Origin of the sequence: Streptomyces sp. NPDC050508 (assembly GCF_040655155.1) — a bacterium.
In the GTDB taxonomy this organism is placed as follows: Bacteria; Actinomycetota; Actinomycetes; order Streptomycetales; family Streptomycetaceae; genus Streptomyces.
Genome location: NZ_JBFAJJ010000036.1, coordinates 1 through 15,447, shown reverse-complemented (window position 1 = coordinate 15,447; position 15,447 = coordinate 1). Strand labels below are relative to the sequence as shown.

The window sequence follows — 15,447 nt, the reverse complement described above, 5'->3', positions numbered from 1 at the left end:
GTCTTCACAAGGCCCGACTTTCGGTCAGGGGGTGCAGCCTGAAATAGTTCCCGACGATGTTCGCCATCCCTAGACTCCCTGTGATGGGGGTAACTCGGGGGACTACTCAGTGGGGCATGGAGTGCCGGAACTCGTACTGGAATTGAATGGACGGACCTGGACGCTCGACGCGTCCAGGCCCTACACCCTCGGACGTGATCCGCAGGGGGACGTCGTGGTCGACGACGCCAGGGTCTCCTGGCGGCACGCCACGATCAGCTGGGGCGGCCGGAGTTGGGTCATCGACGACCACGGCAGCACCAACGGCACGTTCGTGCAGGGCCAGCGCATCCATCAGATGGAGATCGGCCCGGGCTCGTCCGTGTACCTGGGCAACGCGAACGACGGCCCGCGCCTGAACCTGTCCGGCGCCGCGGCCGCCGTGGCCACGCCGCAGGCCCAGCCGCAGCAACAGCCGTACGCCGCACAGGGCGCGGGCCCCGGCTGGGCCCAGCAGGCGCCGTCGCCGCAGCAGACGCCTGAACAGCAGCGTTATCAGCCGCCGGCCGCCGCGAACATTCCGCAGCAGTCGGGACCCGGTGTCGGCGCGGGGGCGCCGCCGGTCTACGGCGACCGCAGCCCGACCACGTTCCACCAGTTCTCGCTGGACCGCGTGATGCGCATCGGCCGTGCGCTGGAGAACGAGTTGGTGGTCTCCGACCTCCAAGTCTCGCGCCACCACGCCGAGTTCCACGCGACACTCGACGGCCGCTTCGAGATCCGCGACCTCGGCTCGCACAACGGCACGTACGTCAACGGCCAGCCGATCACCAAGGGCGGCTCCGCGCTGCTCGGCCCGAACGACATCGTCGGCGTCGGCCACTCCACGTTCCGCCTGGTCGGGGACCGGCTGGAAGAGTTCGTCGACACCGGTGAAGTCTCCTTCTCCGCCCGGCACTTGACCGTCGAGGTCGACGGCGGCAAGCAGATCCTGAAGGACGTCTCCTTCGGCGTACCGGAGAAGTCGCTGATCGCGGTCATCGGCCCGTCCGGCTCCGGCAAGTCGACCCTCCTGAAGGCGCTCACCGGCTACCGGCCCGCCAACCAGGGCGACGTCCTCTACGACAACCGGAACCTGTACAAGCAGTTCGCCGAGCTGCGCCAGCGCATCGGTCTGGTCCCGCAGGACGACATCCTGCACAAGGAACTGACCGTCAAGAAGGCCCTCAAGTACGCGGCCAAGCTGCGCTTCCCCGCCGACACCACCGGCGACGAGCGCGAGGCCCGTATCGACGAGGTGCTGCGCGAGCTGAAGCTCGACATCCACAAAGAGAAGAAGATCACCTCCCTCTCCGGCGGCCAGCGCAAGCGCGTCTCGGTGGCCCTGGAACTCCTCACCAAGCCCTCGCTGATCTTCCTGGACGAGCCCACCTCGGGCCTCGACCCGGGCATGGACCGCGATGTCATGCAGCTGCTGCGCGGCCTCGCCGACGACGGCCGCACGGTCCTCGTCGTCACCCACTCCGTGGCCGAACTGGCGATCTGCGACAAGCTGTTGGTGATGGCGCCGGGCGGCAGCGTCGCCTACTTCGGCCCGCCGGAGGAGGCGCTGAACTTCTTCGGCTACGACACCTGGGCCGACGTCTTCTCCGCCTTCGAGAACTACCGCGACTACGACTGGGCGGGCCGCTGGAAGGGCTCGCAGCACTACCAGATGTACGCCGCGGACATCGACGCGATTGCTCCGCAGTCCGTACAGATGCCTCCGATGCAGGCGATGAAGCCGCCGAAGCCGCAGGGCTGGATGTCCCAGTTCGTCACGCTGGTGCGCCGCTACGTCGGGGTGATCGCCTCCGACAAGGGCTTCCTCGCCCTGATGGTGATCCTGCCGGCCGTCCTCGGCGCGGTGAGCCTGCTCATCGACTCGGGCAACAGCCTGCTGCCCAACCCGCCCAGGGCGAACGGCCAGATCATTCCGAACGGCACGGCCACCACGGTCCTGCTGATCCTCGCGGTCGGCGCCTGCTTCGCCGGTGCGGCCAACTCCGTCCGTGAGCTGATCAAGGAACGGGTCATCTACGAGCGGGAGCGCGCCACCGGCCTGTCCCGCTCCGCGTACCTGATGTCCAAGGTGTTCGTGCTCGGTGTGATCACCGCGCTGCAGGGCCTGATGGTCGGTGTCATCGGCTTCGCCAGCCGGGAGATCCCGAAGCAGGGCCTGGTCCTCGGCAGCCAGACCATGCTCGAACTCTGCATCCCGATCATGGGCCTCGGCTTCACCGCGATGATGTTCGGCCTGATCATCTCCGCGCTGGTGAAGACGGCCGAGAAGACCATGCCGCTGCTGGTCATGTTCGCGATCATCCAGGTCGTGTTCACCGGCTGCCTGTTCACCCTGAACGGCGCGGTCGGCGTCAACCAGTTCTCGTACCTGATGCCGTCGCGGTGGGCGGTCGGCGCCGCGGGCGCCACGCTGGACTTCAACAGGATCAGCCCGCCCAAGCCGGGCGACAGCAACGACCCGCTGTGGCAGCACACCGTCGGCGCGTGGGGCATGGACATGGCCGCCCTGATCGTCCTCGGCGTGATCTGCGGCTTCTTCGTGGCCCGCTTCCTGCGCCGCCACGAGCCCGAGGTCATGCGTAAGTAACCACTCTTGATTACGACGCCGAAGGGCGGCACCCCTCACACGGGTGCCGCCCTTCGGCGTCGATACCGAGACCCAGAGGTCCGCCGGAGGCCTCAGTACGCGTCTCAGTACGCGCTGTTGACGTTGTCGATCGAGCCGTACTTGTCGGCCGCGTAGTTGGCGGCGGCGGTGATGTTGGCGACCGGGTCGTAGATGTTCGTCGAGGTACCGGAGACGTGGTACGCGTTGAACGTCGGCTGGATCACCTGGAGCAGGCCGATCGACGGGGTGCCGTTGACCGCGTTGACGTCCCAGCCGTTGACGGCGCTCGGGTTGCCCGAGGACTCCCGCATGATGTTCTTGTACAGGCCGTTGTACGAGCCCGGGATGCCCTTCGCCTTCATGATCGCCAGGGCGTGGTTGATCCAGCCGTTGAGGTTGTTGGCGTAGGTCGTCGCGGCAACGGTCTCGATCTTGGGGCGCTCGGCGGAGCGGCTCGCGGCCTCCTTGGCCTTGCGCGCGGCCTCGGCCTTCTTCTTGGCGGCGGCTTCGGCGGCGGCCTTCTTTTTCGCGGCGGCGTCCGCCTTGGCCTTCGCCGCCTTCGCCTTCGCGTCGGCCTTCGCCTGGATCGCCTCGGTCTTCACGCCGGCACCGGCGAGCTGGTCGGTGACGCTGGCCTTGACGCCCTTGATCGGCTCCGAGCTGTACGCGATCTTCGCCGAGGACGCGGCGTCGCTCGTGGTCGTCCCCGCGTCGCTGGGCACCGCGGAGAAGGCGAGGGCGGCGGCGCCGAGCGTGGCGACACCGGCGAGCGCGATCTTGTGCTGCTTCGTCAGCTTGTTCAGCTTGGGCAGGCGACTATGACCAGGAGTGTTCGAGTTCTTGGGCATGGCGGATGGACCTCTTCGAATTGCGCGGAGGTCGCTCACCGTCCGGCGGGGACGCGGGTGCTTCCGGCACAAACGCCGCGGACGGAATCCGCGGCGCTGAGCGACGGCTGCAATTCTTAGCGGTCGCAAAAACCTGTGGCAAAGGTGTGACGTACGATCCCGGGTAGTTGACCGGTCCAGGGCAAAACGGGACAGACAGGAACGTCTTTCCCGCTCAAGCAGGGCGCCTATATCTCCTATGTCCGCTAGTACGTGATCTGCGCCCTATGCTCGGGCTCACATCGACCGCACGGCAACCTCACCCGCAGTTGCGTGAGCAACGCACTGTGTGAGGATCCTCCTCCGGCAGGATGAGATGCACGTCCCCGAACTCGTGCCACAGGTAGAGCCCGCGCAACGCCTCCTCATAACTGCGGTCGACAGCGGCCCGCCCGGCGACCGCCTCCAGCATCAGCAGATGCGAGGCCTCCGGCTCGTGCAGCCCCGTCAGCAGCCCGTCCACCACCCGCACACCCCGCTCCGGCGTCACGACGAGGTCCGTCCACCCCGCACGCGCGCGTACGACCCCGTCGTCCCCGGCGGCGGACTCGACGGCCCGCACGGCAGTGGTCCCCACCGCGATCACCCGCCCGTCCCCGGCCCGGGCGGCGTTGATCAACCGGGCCGACACCTCCGACACCGCGAACCGCTCCGGATACGGCGGCTCCTGCACCTCGGCCGACGCCACCCCGGTGTGCAAGGTGATCGGTACGAACTGCACCCCCCGACTCACCAGCTCCGCCACGAGCCGCGCGGTAAAGGGCCGCGCCGCACTGGGCATCTCCGCACTGCCGCTCCCGGCCCCGTCCTCGGACGGCAACGAGAACACCGTCTGGTAGACGGAGAGCGGCTGATCCCGCTCGGTATAGGAGTAACGGATGGGGCGGCCGTGCTCCCGGAGCAGTGCGGGCACGCCCGACACCGGTCCTCCGGATCCGGGCGCCTCCATGTCCGGCGACTCCGACCGGGGCATCCGTGCCCCTGGCACGCCCGGGCCCACCACGTCTGGCCCCGCGGTGCTCGCCCCGGGCCCGGCCGGCCCTGGTGCTCCTCGCCCTGCGGCTACCGTCCCCGGCGCCCCCGGCCCTGGGGCTTCCGCTCTCGGTGCCCCAGGCTCCACTGCTCCCGGGCCCACCACCCCCGACACCCGCCCCCACCACAACCGCTCACCCCGCGCACTCAGCGGCTCGTCCAGGACCAGCCGCACGCCTCCAGGCAGCCGCACCTCCGCCCCCGCCGGGCCGCCCGCACGCGCGCGTGTGGTGCCCTTTCCGTCCGGTTCCCGCAGTTCGACCGCCCACCGCCCGTCATCGCCCCGCGTGGAGAAATGCACCACCACGCGTGCGTGCCCGATCCATCCGTCCACCGCGGCGGCGAGCGTCGGCGACGTGTTCACGACCAACAGATCCCCGGCCCGCAGCAGCCGCGGCAGCTCCGCGAACACGTGATGCGACACCTCGGTACCCCGCGACACGAGCAGTCGTACGGCATCCCGGTCGAGCCCGGGCCCGCGCTGTTCGGCGGGCACGCGCGCGGACAGCTCCTCCGGAACCCGCACCGCCACGGTCATCGCTGCTCCAGGAGGGCCGGTGCGTCGTAGCGTCCGCTCGCCGGACGCTCGTCCAGCAGTCGTAGAAAGGCCGGCACCACGGAAGTCGGCGACGGCCGGGGATCGTCGTCGTCCGGTACGGCCGCCGCGTACAGGTCCGTGCCCATGTCCCCGGGGTCGACCGCCCACACCCGGAGTCCGGGCTCCTCAGCGCCGAGCACGGCCGCGAGATGGTCCAGGGCCGCCTTGGACGCCCCGTACCCACCCCACGTCTCGTACGCCTCGGCCGCCGCGTCCGAGCTGACCGCGATCACCGCGCCCGCCCGCGAGGCCCGCAGCAGCGGCAGCGCCTCCTGGACCAGGCCCAGGGCGGCCACCACGTTCACCTCCAGCGCCCGGCGCAGCCCGTCCAGGGTCAGCGCCTCGAGACGTACGAGCGGCTCGGCCCCCAGCGCACTCGCGTTGCTCACCACCAGGTCGACGCCGCCCAGCTTCCCCGCCGCGGCCACCAGCTCGGCCCGGTGTACTGCGTCCGTGACATCCCCCGGGACAGCCTCCACGCGCGTGCCGTACGCGGCGACGGCCCCCGCGGTCTCCCTCAGCACCCCCTCGGTCCTGGCGTCGAGCACCAGGTCCCAGCCCCGCGCGGCCAGCGCCTCGGCGAGCGCCCGCCCCAGCCCCTTCGACGCCCCCGTGATGATCGCTACCGACATGACACACATCCCCTCGTCCACTACGCCTCCATCGGCGTGCCCCCAACGTAGGAACGCGACCGCCCCCGCCGCGTCGGACCCGGGCCCCGGTCCACCGGGGCCCTTCGGCCTAGGCCCAGCGGACCAGACGACGGCCGTCACCAGCCCGATCCGCGTTGTCACACCCCGCCGGTACCGTGAGGACATGAGTCAAGGTCCACGGTCCGGCCTCGCGGCGGTGAGTTCCGCGCTGCTGGCCATGAGCAGGCACCTGGAGGTACGCGACGTCCTCAAGACGATCGTCGCCTCGGCCCGCGAGCTGCTCGACGCGCAGTACGCCGCGCTCGGCGTTCCCGACGACCACGGCGGCTTCGCACAGTTCGTGGTCGACGGTGTCAGCGACGCCCAGTGGAAGGCCATCGGCCCGCTCCCGCGCCAGCACGGCATCCTCGCCGCGATGCTGCACGAGGCCAAGGCCGAGCGCCTCGCCGACGTCCGCAAGGACCCGCGCTTCGAGGGCTGGCCCGCGGCCCACCCCGACATGTCCGACTTCCTGGGCCTGCCCATCCGCGACGGCGACGAGGTCATCGGCGCGCTGTTCCTCGCGAACAAGAACTGCCCCAAGCGGGACGGCAGTTGCGGCTTCACCGAGGAGGACGAGGAACTGCTCTCCATCCTCGCCCAGCACGCCGCCATCGCCCTCACCAACGCCCGCCTCTACGAGCGCAGCCGCGAGCTGACCATCGCCGAGGAGCGCTCCCGGCTCGCCCACGAACTGCACGACGCGGTGGCCCAGAAGCTGTTCTCGCTCCGCCTCACCGCGCAGGCCGCCGCCACCCTCGTCGACCGCGACCCCTCCCGCGCCAAGGGCGAACTCCAGCAGGTGGCCGCGCTCGCCGCCGAGGCAGCCGACGAACTGCGCGCCGCAGTCGTCGAGTTGCGCCCCGCCGCCCTCGACGAGGACGGACTGAGCGCCACCCTGCGCACCCAGATCCAGGTCCTCGACCGCGCCCACACCGCACGGGTGACCTTCACGGGCCGCGGCTTCCGCGCCCTGCCCGCAGCCCAGGAGGAGGCCATGCTCCGCGTCGCCCAGGAGGCCCTGCACAACGCACTGCGCCACTCCGGCGCGGAACACGTGGCGGTGACCCTGGAGCGGCGCGGCTGCGGCGCGGTTCTCCGGGTCACCGACGACGGCAGTGGCTTCGAACCCCAGTCGATCCGCCGCGCCGGACGCCACCTCGGCCTGGTCTCCATGCGGGACCGGACGAGCGGCGTCGGCGGCACGCTGACCGTGGAATCGGCGCCCGGAAAGGGCACCACGATCGAGATGGAGGTTCCCGGTGGCTGAACCGATCAAGGTACTGATCGTCGACGACCACCAGGTCGTCCGCCGGGGCCTGCGCACCTTCCTGGAGGTGCAGGACGACATCGAGGTCGTCGGCGAGGCGGCCGACGGTGCCGAAGGAGTCGCCCGCACCGAGGAGTTGAAGCCCGACGTGGTCCTCATGGACGTCAAGATGCCGGGCATGGACGGCATCGACGCGCTGCGCAGACTCCGCGAACTCGACCTCCCCGCGCGCGTGCTGATCGTCACCAGCTTCACCGAACAGCGCACTGTGATCCCGGCCCTGCGCGCGGGCGCCGCCGGTTACGTCTACAAGGACGTGGACCCGGACGCCCTGGCCGGTGCCATCCGTTCCGTCCACGCCGGCCACATCCTCCTCCAACCCGAGGTCGCGGGCGTCCTGTTGTCCCAGGAGGAGTCCAACTCTGGGCAGGGGAGAGGCAGTTCGCTCACGGAGCGGGAGCGCGAGGTGCTCGGCCTGATTGCGGACGGCCGCTCCAACCGCGAGATAGCCCGCGCCCTGGTGCTCTCCGAGAAGACGGTCAAGACCCACGTCTCGAACATCCTGATGAAGCTCGACCTGGCGGACCGCACCCAGGCCGCCCTGTTCGCCGTACGCCACGGTCTGACGAGGTGAGCGGGGTGCGGCGGCAACACGGAGCGTCTCGTTCCGGGCTGAGATTCATACCGTCGTGGGAATGTCCCCCGGATGGCGCATCCTTCGTGGATCTCCACCGTTCTCCAGTGCACGCTGCGGCGCCTGCCGCGGTGATCGCTAGGAGGGCTCAGAAGTGAAGAACCTGAAGAAGGCAGCGGCCGTGACGATGGTGGCCGGCGGGCTGGTCGCCGCCGGTGCCGGACTGGCCTCCGCCGACGGCCTGGCGAACGGCCAGGCCGTCGGCTCGCCGGGCGTCGGCTCGGGCAACGTCGTCCAGGTCCCGGTGCACGTCCCGGTGAACGCGGTCGGCAACAGCGTGAACGTCATCGGCGTACTGAACCCCGCCTTCGGCAACCTGGGCGTCAACCACTGACGCACGTCGCTCCGCGACAGTGACCTCCGGCCTCCCGGGCGCTCCCGGGAGGCCGGTCCGCTCGTCACCTTGTCGCTTGGTCACCTGGTCGGCTTGTCGCCCCAATGATCCGAACGGGCAGTCAAACGCGCATTCCCGTGCCGTTCTCGCCCTCTCCCGCGTTGATCAGCGCACGACCCGCGGCCGGGTCGGTCACGCAATCGCAGGAGGAATGCTTCCCATGAACATCGCCAAGAAGGCCGCCGTGGCCCTGACCGTCGCCGGTATCGCCGCCGGCGCCTCCGCCGGTGCCGCTTTCGCCGACGCGGGTGCCGACGGCGCGGCCGTGAAGTCGCCGGGTGTCGGTTCGGGCAACGTCGTCCAGGTCCCGGTCCACGTCCCCGTCAACGTCGTCGGCGACAGCGTCAACGTCATCGGCCTGCTGAACCCCACGTTCGGCAACAAGGGCATCAACGGCTGACGCCCACACCACTGAAGAGGGGCCCCACGAGTCAACGACGACTCGCGGGGCCCCTTCTTCTTGGAGTACAGGCCAGCAAAATCAGCTCGTCCGGCAACCTCTCAACGCAGGCCGCAAATAACCAGCCCGTCCGGCGTTTGAGGACGAGGCCCCTTCAGGGCCGAACGGGGGCCTGGGGGCAGAGCCCCCAGAAGACGCCCACACCAACACAGGGCAACCAGCGCAACGGAACGCTCACCGCACCCCCTTCTCCCGCTCCTCCACAACGGAGTTGTACGCCGCGACCTGCGCCCGCCGAGCCGTCCGCTCCACCGGCCGCAACGCCTCAGCCCGCGCCCCCATCTCGGACGCACTCACCGCACCCCCGGGCCCGTTCTCATAAGCCACGGACACCAACAACCCCACCCGCTGCGCAAGCTCCAACACCCGCACCGCCCGCGGCGGATACCCCGGCGCCAACACCTCCCGCCCCCGCTCCGCCCGCGCGCGATACGCGTCGACCGCCGCCTCGGCCACCGGCCCCGACCCGGCGACATCGAGCCGTGACAACACCGCCGTCGCATCCCGCAGCGCCTCCGCCAGCTCCCGCTCCGCCTCCCCGAGCGAGGGCACGTCGGCGGGCGGCGCCTCCCGCACCGGCAGGCAGTGCCAGACGACCTCGACATGCACATCACCGGGCGGACCGGCCTCGTACACCTCGGGAACGAGGCCGAGCGCGACGCCGTAGCAGATCACCGCCTCCTCGGCCTCCAGCGCCCGTGTGTTGAACTCGGGCGGGCCGCTCAGCCCCAGCGGGTGTCCCGACGCGGGCAGCGCGACGCGCAGTCCGGTCACCCCGAGGGCGCGCAGCCGCCCCAGTGCGAGTGTGAGTCCGACGGGCGCCGACTCGCCCGGCAGCCCTTCCACCCGGTGCACGGCGTCCTCGCCGACGATGGCGAGCACGGCGTCGTCCGGTGAGACAAGCCCGGCCAAAAGGGCGTTTCCCCAGGCGGCGAGGCGTCCTGAACGTGGTTCCGAAAGCATGCCCTCCACCCTAAGGACCGGACCGATGGAATGGACCGCCCGGCCGGTGGCGTAGATTTCTTCGAGGGCTGCGCCTACCGGCGCACGCGACAGCCGAGACAGGCCGACGATGCAATGGGAGACAGCGCGCTCATGAGCGATGTTCTGGAGCTGGAGGACGTAACCGTGGTCCGGGAGGGCCGGGCTCTGGTGGACCAGGTCTCCTGGTCGGTCAAGGAGGGCGAGCGCTGGGTCATCCTCGGCCCGAACGGCGCCGGCAAGACCACGCTCCTGAACGTCGCGTCCAGCTACCTGTTCCCCAGCAGCGGCACCGCCACCATCCTCGGCGAGACCCTCGGCAAGGTCGACGTCTTCGAACTGCGCCCCCGCATCGGCGTCGCCGGCATCGCCATGGCCGAGAAGCTCCCCAAGCGCCAGACCGTCCTGCAGACCGTCCTGACCGCCGCCTACGGCATGACCGCCGGGTGGAACGAGGACTACGAGGACATCGACGAGCAGCGCGCCCGCGCCTTCCTCGACCGCCTCGGCATGAGCGACTACCTGGACCGCAAGTTCGGCACCCTCTCCGAGGGCGAGCGCAAGCGCACCCTCATCGCCCGCGCCCTGATGACCGACCCCGAGCTGCTCCTCCTCGACGAGCCCGCCGCCGGCCTCGACCTCGGCGGCCGCGAGGACCTCGTACGCCGCCTCGGCCGTCTCGCCCGCGACCCGATCGCCCCCTCCATGATCATGGTCACGCACCACGTCGAGGAGATCGCCCCCGGCTTCACCCACGTCCTGATGATCCGTCAGGGCAAGGTCCTCGCCGCGGGTCCGCTGGAGCTCGAACTCACCGCCCGCAACCTGTCGTTGTGCTTCGGTCTCCCGCTCGTCGTGGAGCAGGTCGGCGACCGCTGGACCGCACACGGTCTCCCCATGTCCTGAACCGAACTCCCTTGAAAAATGCGGTCGTACGGGCATATGCGCCCTGTCCGTGACGGGACCCGCAGCCCTACCATGACCATGTGAACGACATCGGCGCATGGGTGTGGTGGCTCGTCGGCGCGGCAGCACTCGGGATCCCGCTCGTGGTGACCGCGATGCCGGAGTTCGGCATGTTCGCCGTGGGCGCCGTCGCCGCCGCGGCGACCGCAGGGATCGGCGGGGACATCGTCGTCCAGGTCCTCGTCTTCGTCGTCGTCTCGGTCGCCCTCATCGCGGTCGTACGACCCATCGCGACCCGGCACCGTTCGACACTGCCCCAACTCGCCACAGGCATCGATGCCTTGAAGGGCAAACAGGCCGTCGTCCTGGAGCGCGTCGACGGCACCGGCAGCGGCCGGATCAAGCTGGCCGGAGAGATCTGGTCGGCACGCTCACTCGACGCCGACCGCGCCTACGAACCGGGCCAGGAGGTGGACGTCGTGGAGATCGAGGGAGCCACCGCGATCGTCATCTGACCTCGCAGGACTCAACCGATGACCTTGCAGGGCTCAACTGAACCGAACAGACCACGAGTTGCGTGACGGTCTGACAGACTCGACCAGCAAGATCTTCAACAACCATAAGATCTTCCGAAAGCGCCGAGGCGGAGAAGGGTACGGGGAGCACGATGGAACCGGTCATCATCGTCTTGATCATCCTGGTGGTGTTGGTCTTCATCGCTTTGATCAAGACGATCCAGGTCATCCCGCAGGCAAGTGCCGCGATCGTGGAGCGATTTGGCCGCTACACACGGACACTCAACGCGGGACTCAACATCGTCGTCCCGTTCATCGACACGATCCGCAACCGCATCGACCTGCGTGAACAGGTCGTACCGTTCCCGCCGCAGCCGGTGATCACCCAGGACAACCTGGTCGTCAACATCGACACGGTCATCTACTACCAGGTGACGGACGCGCGGGCCGCGACCTACGAAGTGGCCAGCTACATCCAGGCAATCGAGCAGCTCACGGTCACCACGCTCCGCAACATCATCGGCGGCATGGACCTGGAGCGGACCCTGACCTCCCGCGAGGAGATCAACGCGGCCCTGCGCGGAGTCCTCGACGAGGCGACGGGCAAGTGGGGCATCCGCGTAAACCGCGTCGAACTCAAGGCGATTGAGCCCCCCACCTCCATCCAGGACTCGATGGAGAAGCAGATGCGCGCCGACCGTGACAAGCGCGCCGCGATCCTCACCGCGGAGGGCACGCGCCAGGCCGCGATCCTCACCGCGGAGGGCGAGAAGCAGTCCCAGATCCTGCGCGCCGAGGGTGAGGCCAAGGCCGCGGCCCTCCGCGCCGAGGGCGAGGCCCAGGCCGTCCGTACGGTCTTCGAGGCGATCCACGCGGGCGACGCCGACCAGAAGCTCCTCTCCTACCAGTACCTCCAGATGCTCCCGAAGATCGCCGAAGGCGACGCCAACAAGCTCTGGATCGTCCCCAGCGAGATCGGCGACGCCCTCAAGGGCCTCTCCGGCGCGATGGGCAACATGGGCCCGTTCGGCGGCGGTTCGGGCAACGACGGAGGCAACTCCGGCAACTCGGGCGGCAATTCGGACCGCCAACGCCGCGAGAAGCCGTCCATCGACTGAAGCGACTGAAGGTCTCGTCCTACGACAGTGGGGCCCACCTCCCGCAGGAGGTGGGCCCCACTGTCTACTCACGTGCCCTACGCGGCAGGCTGAACCAGCCACTCCGGCAAGGCGTCGAAGTCATCGGTCCCCAGCGCCAGCAGCATCGCATCCGCCGGCGTCGGCTCGAACGGCTGCCGCAGCAACGGCATCCCCGCCTGCTCCGGAGTCCGGGCCGCCTTCCGGTGGTTGTCCTCCGCGCACGAAGCCACCGTGTTCAGCCAGGAGTCCTGGCCGCCCTGCGCCCTCGGCACCACATGGTCGACCGTCGTCGCCCGCCTGCCGCAGTACGCGCACCTGTGCCGGTCCCGGACCAGCACACCACGCCTCGACCACGGAGCTTGTCTTCGGAACGGCACCCTGACATACCTGCACAGCCGGATCACCCGGGGGACCGGTATATCGACCTCGGCTCCGCGCATACGCAGTTCGGGGTGGGCCTGCTCGACGACAGCCTTGTCCTGCAGCACCAGAACGACGGCTCGATTCAACGACACCGTCGACAGCGGCTCGAAGCTCGCGTTCAGCACCAGCGTGTCCCGCATCCAGCCCACCTCCCATGTGCAACCGGCCCACCGCACGGCGGGCTTGGATCAACTCTGGCCGGGCACGCCGAGATGGACAACGCAATAAAAAATGCCCGCCTCTGATCAATTCCATGACCAGAGGCGGGCAAACGTTCAATGAACGTCAGTCTTTTGCGGGCGCTTCGTACTCACCGATCAGCTGGGCACGCGCCAGCGTGTGGAACCGCAGGTTGAAGCCGACGACCGCCGGAGAAACGTCCGAGTCCGGACCGAGCTTCTCCGTGTCCACGGCGTACACCGTGAACACATAACGGTGCGACCCGTCCCCGGGCGGCGGCGCGGCACCGCCGAAGTCCTTCGACCCGTAGTCGTTACGCACCTGCACGGCGCCCTCCGGCAGCCCCTCGAACTTGCCGCTGCCCGCGCCCTCCGGCAGCTCGGTCACCGAGACCGGGATGTCGAACACGGTCCAGTGCCAGAACCCGCTTCCCGTAGGGGCGTCCGGGTCGTAGCAGGTCACGGCGAAACTCTTGGTCTCGGGCGGGAAGCCCTCCCACCGCAGCTGCGGCGAGGTGTTGCCGGCCGCGTAGACCTGAGCGTCCTTGAGCGTCGACCCCGGTTCGACGTCCTCACTCGTCACTGTGAACGACGGCACGGGCGGGTGGAAGTCATGGGGGAGCGGCCGCCGCTTGAGCTCGGTCACCTCGGTACCTCCTGATCGATTGCTTCAGTGAGTACCGAGCCTAGAACCAGTTGCGCTTGCTGCCGACCTCGGACAGCCACTGATTGAGGTACGCCGCCCAGTCCGTCCCGTGGAAGTCGTGCAGGCCCACCTGGAACGACCGGAAGGTGTCACTGCCCTCACTGAACAGGCCCGGCTTCTTGTCCATCTCCAGGATGACGTCCATCGCGTTCTCGTCGGCCACGAAGCTCAACTCGACCTGGTTGAGCCCGCGGTACTGCGACGGCGGGTAGAACTCGATCTCCTGGTAGAACGGCAGCTTCTGTCGCGTCCCCCGGATGTGACCGCGCTCCATGTCCGCGTTCTTGAAGCGGAAGCCCAGCCGGATGAAGGCGTCCAGGATCGCCTTCTGCGCCGGCAGCGGGTGCACGTTGACCGCGTCGAGGTCACTGGAGTCCACGGCCCGAGCAATCGCCAGCTCCGTGCTCACCCCGATGTGCATCCCGCGCAGCGCCTGACCGTCGATCGTCGTGATCGGCGTCTCCCAGGGGATCTCAAGCCCGAACGGCACCGCGTGCACGGCACCCGCCTGGAGCTCGAAGGCGTCACCCAGCCGCACCTTCGTGAACTCGATGTCCTGCTTGTACTCCTGGTCGCCGCTCTCGACCTCGACCTTGGCCTGAAGTCCGACCGAGAGCCCCTGGATCTCCTGGTTGACGGACCCGCCCTGGATCCGCACCTCGCCCTGGACGACACCGCCAGGAACGACGTTGACCTCGGTCAGCACCGTCTCCACCGAAGCTCCGCCGGCCCCGAGGCTCGCGAGCAGCTTCTTGAACGCCATGACTCTCCCTTTACGTATGGACCCTTGATCCCTACAAACGCGATCCGACCGCGACCGGTTCCGCGCCACACCCTGGCAAGCGGACGGAACCTTGACCACCCCTTGGCACAAGCGGGCCTGGACTACGCTCGGACGCCATGATCGCGCCCCCGGACCGTATGCCACTCCCCAGAGAGTTCTTCGACCGCCCTGTATTGGAGGTCGCCCCCGACCTCCTGGGCCGCATCCTCGTCCGCACGACCCCCGACGGCCCGATCGTCCTGCGCATCACGGAGGTCGAGGCCTACGACGGCGGCAACGACCCCGCCTCCCACGCGTATCGCGGCCCGACGGCCCGCAACGGTGTGATGTTCGGTCCGCCCGGGTACGTGTACGTCTACTTCACCTACGGCATGTGGCACTGCATGAACCTGGTGTGCGGTCCGGAGGGCACGGCGAGAGCGGTCCTGCTGCGCGCCGGCGAGATCGTCGAGGGCGCCGAACTCGCCCGTAAACGTCGACTCTCGGCCCGAAATGACAAAGAACTGGCCAAAGGCCCCGCCCGCCTGGCCACGGCCCTGGACGTCGACCGCTCCCTGGACGGCACGGACGCGTGCACCACGGGCGAGACACCCCTGAGGATGCTGGCCGGCACACCCGTGCCGTCCCATCAGGTAAGCAACGGTCCCCGCACCGGAGTGTCCGGCGAAGGGGCGGTCCACCCGTGGCGGTTCTGGATCACCAACGACCCTACGGTGAGCCCTTATCGGGCTCATACGCCAAGGCGTCGGTCAAGTTGACGCGCCATGGCGGGGGTGCGTAATGTAGCCCGAGCCGCTTGACCCGGGTACGGCAATCGCCAGCAGCCGGAAGCGGCCAACCCACTACCTACGACTCCCTCTCAGCAGGGGCGCATTCAGCATGCCCGCATGCCTGAATTCGAACTTGCGGAACTCGATTATGAGCTGGCGAGGGAATCGGCTAACGTAGTGAATGTCGAAAGGTCGACAGGCGAAAGCCCAAAGCCCTTGACAATCCCAACCGACAGGGAATCGGGACCGGAAACGGTCTGATAGAGTCGGAGACGCAAGACCGAAGGGAAAAGCCCGGAGGAAAGCCCGAGAGGGTGAGTACAAAGGAAGCGTCCGTTCCTTGAGAACTCAACAGCGTGCCAAAAAT

16 protein-coding genes are annotated in these 15,447 nt (G+C 68.8%); 9 read left to right on the top strand and 7 right to left on the bottom strand.

Going from position 1 to position 15,447, the window contains the following annotated elements; all coding sequences use genetic code 11:
- Positions 1-121 precede the first annotated feature (121 nt).
- A complete protein-coding gene (locus AB0I69_RS47680; protein ID WP_363102118.1) occupies positions 122-2,629 on the top strand; it encodes an FHA domain-containing protein in 2,508 nt (835 codons plus the stop codon).
- Between the two features lie 104 nt (positions 2,630-2,733).
- On the opposite strand, the gene AB0I69_RS47675 is transcribed toward AB0I69_RS47680, so the two are convergent.
- The 3 genes from AB0I69_RS47675 to AB0I69_RS47665 all read right to left on the bottom strand — a co-directional run bounded on the left by AB0I69_RS47675 (position 2,734) and on the right by AB0I69_RS47665 (position 5,799).
- A complete protein-coding gene (locus tag AB0I69_RS47675; RefSeq protein ID WP_363102117.1) occupies positions 2,734-3,498 on the bottom strand; it encodes a transglycosylase SLT domain-containing protein in 765 nt (254 codons plus the stop codon).
- 298 nt (positions 3,499-3,796) lie between these two features.
- Positions 3,797-5,107, bottom strand: a complete 1,311-nt coding sequence (locus tag AB0I69_RS47670) for an S-adenosylmethionine:tRNA ribosyltransferase-isomerase (protein ID WP_363102116.1) — start codon at positions 5,105-5,107, stop codon at positions 3,797-3,799.
- Positions 5,104-5,799 (bottom strand): SDR family NAD(P)-dependent oxidoreductase, encoded by a 696-nt coding sequence (locus AB0I69_RS47665; RefSeq protein WP_363102115.1) that lies wholly within the window; start codon positions 5,797-5,799, stop codon positions 5,104-5,106. The genes AB0I69_RS47670 and AB0I69_RS47665 overlap by 4 nt, the downstream gene beginning before the upstream one ends.
- 184 nt (positions 5,800-5,983) lie before the next feature.
- Here AB0I69_RS47665 and AB0I69_RS47660 point away from each other — a divergent pair, with 184 nt between their 5' ends.
- From AB0I69_RS47660 to AB0I69_RS47645, 4 genes are all read left to right on the top strand, one after another.
- Entirely contained in the window at positions 5,984-7,129 is a 1,146-nt protein-coding gene (locus tag AB0I69_RS47660; protein ID WP_363102114.1) for a GAF domain-containing sensor histidine kinase, read from the top strand.
- Positions 7,122-7,763, top strand: a complete 642-nt coding sequence (locus AB0I69_RS47655) for a response regulator transcription factor (protein ID WP_363102113.1) — start codon at positions 7,122-7,124, stop codon at positions 7,761-7,763. Before AB0I69_RS47660 ends, AB0I69_RS47655 begins: the two co-directional genes overlap by 8 nt.
- Positions 7,764-7,917: 154 nt before the next feature.
- Complete coding sequence (locus AB0I69_RS47650; RefSeq protein ID WP_019067390.1) at positions 7,918-8,157, top strand: chaplin; 240 nt, start codon at positions 7,918-7,920, stop codon at positions 8,155-8,157.
- Between the two features lie 220 nt (positions 8,158-8,377).
- Complete coding sequence (locus tag AB0I69_RS47645) at positions 8,378-8,617, top strand: chaplin family protein (protein ID WP_363102112.1); 240 nt, start codon at positions 8,378-8,380, stop codon at positions 8,615-8,617.
- 234 nt (positions 8,618-8,851) lie between these two features.
- Here AB0I69_RS47645 and AB0I69_RS47640 read toward each other — a convergent pair whose 3' ends face one another.
- Positions 8,852-9,640 (bottom strand): hypothetical protein, encoded by a 789-nt coding sequence (locus AB0I69_RS47640; RefSeq protein ID WP_363102111.1) that lies wholly within the window; start codon positions 9,638-9,640, stop codon positions 8,852-8,854.
- A gap of 132 nt (positions 9,641-9,772) precedes the next feature.
- Here AB0I69_RS47640 and AB0I69_RS47635 point away from each other — a divergent pair, with 132 nt between their 5' ends.
- The 3 genes from AB0I69_RS47635 to AB0I69_RS47625 all read left to right on the top strand — a co-directional run bounded on the left by AB0I69_RS47635 (position 9,773) and on the right by AB0I69_RS47625 (position 12,197).
- Entirely contained in the window at positions 9,773-10,564 is a 792-nt protein-coding gene (locus AB0I69_RS47635; protein ID WP_363102110.1) for an ABC transporter ATP-binding protein, read from the top strand.
- Between the two features lie 80 nt (positions 10,565-10,644).
- On the top strand, positions 10,645-11,079 hold the full coding sequence (locus tag AB0I69_RS47630; protein WP_363102109.1) for an NfeD family protein: 435 nt from the start codon (positions 10,645-10,647) through the stop codon (positions 11,077-11,079).
- Between the two features lie 152 nt (positions 11,080-11,231).
- Complete coding sequence (locus AB0I69_RS47625; protein WP_033286429.1) at positions 11,232-12,197, top strand: SPFH domain-containing protein; 966 nt, start codon at positions 11,232-11,234, stop codon at positions 12,195-12,197.
- A 77-nt stretch (positions 12,198-12,274) separates the two neighbouring features.
- On the opposite strand, the gene AB0I69_RS47620 is transcribed toward AB0I69_RS47625, so the two are convergent.
- The 3 genes from AB0I69_RS47620 to AB0I69_RS47610 form a co-directional block, all read right to left on the bottom strand.
- Complete coding sequence (locus AB0I69_RS47620) at positions 12,275-12,781, bottom strand: HNH endonuclease (RefSeq protein WP_363102108.1); 507 nt, start codon at positions 12,779-12,781, stop codon at positions 12,275-12,277.
- Between the two features lie 145 nt (positions 12,782-12,926).
- The gene (locus AB0I69_RS47615) at positions 12,927-13,466 is read right to left on the bottom strand and encodes a YbhB/YbcL family Raf kinase inhibitor-like protein (RefSeq protein ID WP_363102107.1); all 540 of its coding nucleotides are present in this window, start codon (positions 13,464-13,466) and stop codon (positions 12,927-12,929) included.
- 40 nt (positions 13,467-13,506) lie between these two features.
- The gene (locus AB0I69_RS47610) at positions 13,507-14,289 is read right to left on the bottom strand and encodes a sporulation protein (RefSeq protein ID WP_363102106.1); all 783 of its coding nucleotides are present in this window, start codon (positions 14,287-14,289) and stop codon (positions 13,507-13,509) included.
- Positions 14,290-14,426: 137 nt separating this feature from the next.
- Between AB0I69_RS47610 and AB0I69_RS47605 the strand changes: the two genes are divergently transcribed.
- The gene (locus tag AB0I69_RS47605; protein ID WP_043685027.1) at positions 14,427-15,068 is read left to right on the top strand and encodes a DNA-3-methyladenine glycosylase; all 642 of its coding nucleotides are present in this window, start codon (positions 14,427-14,429) and stop codon (positions 15,066-15,068) included.
- Positions 15,069-15,447: the final 379 nt, after the last annotated feature.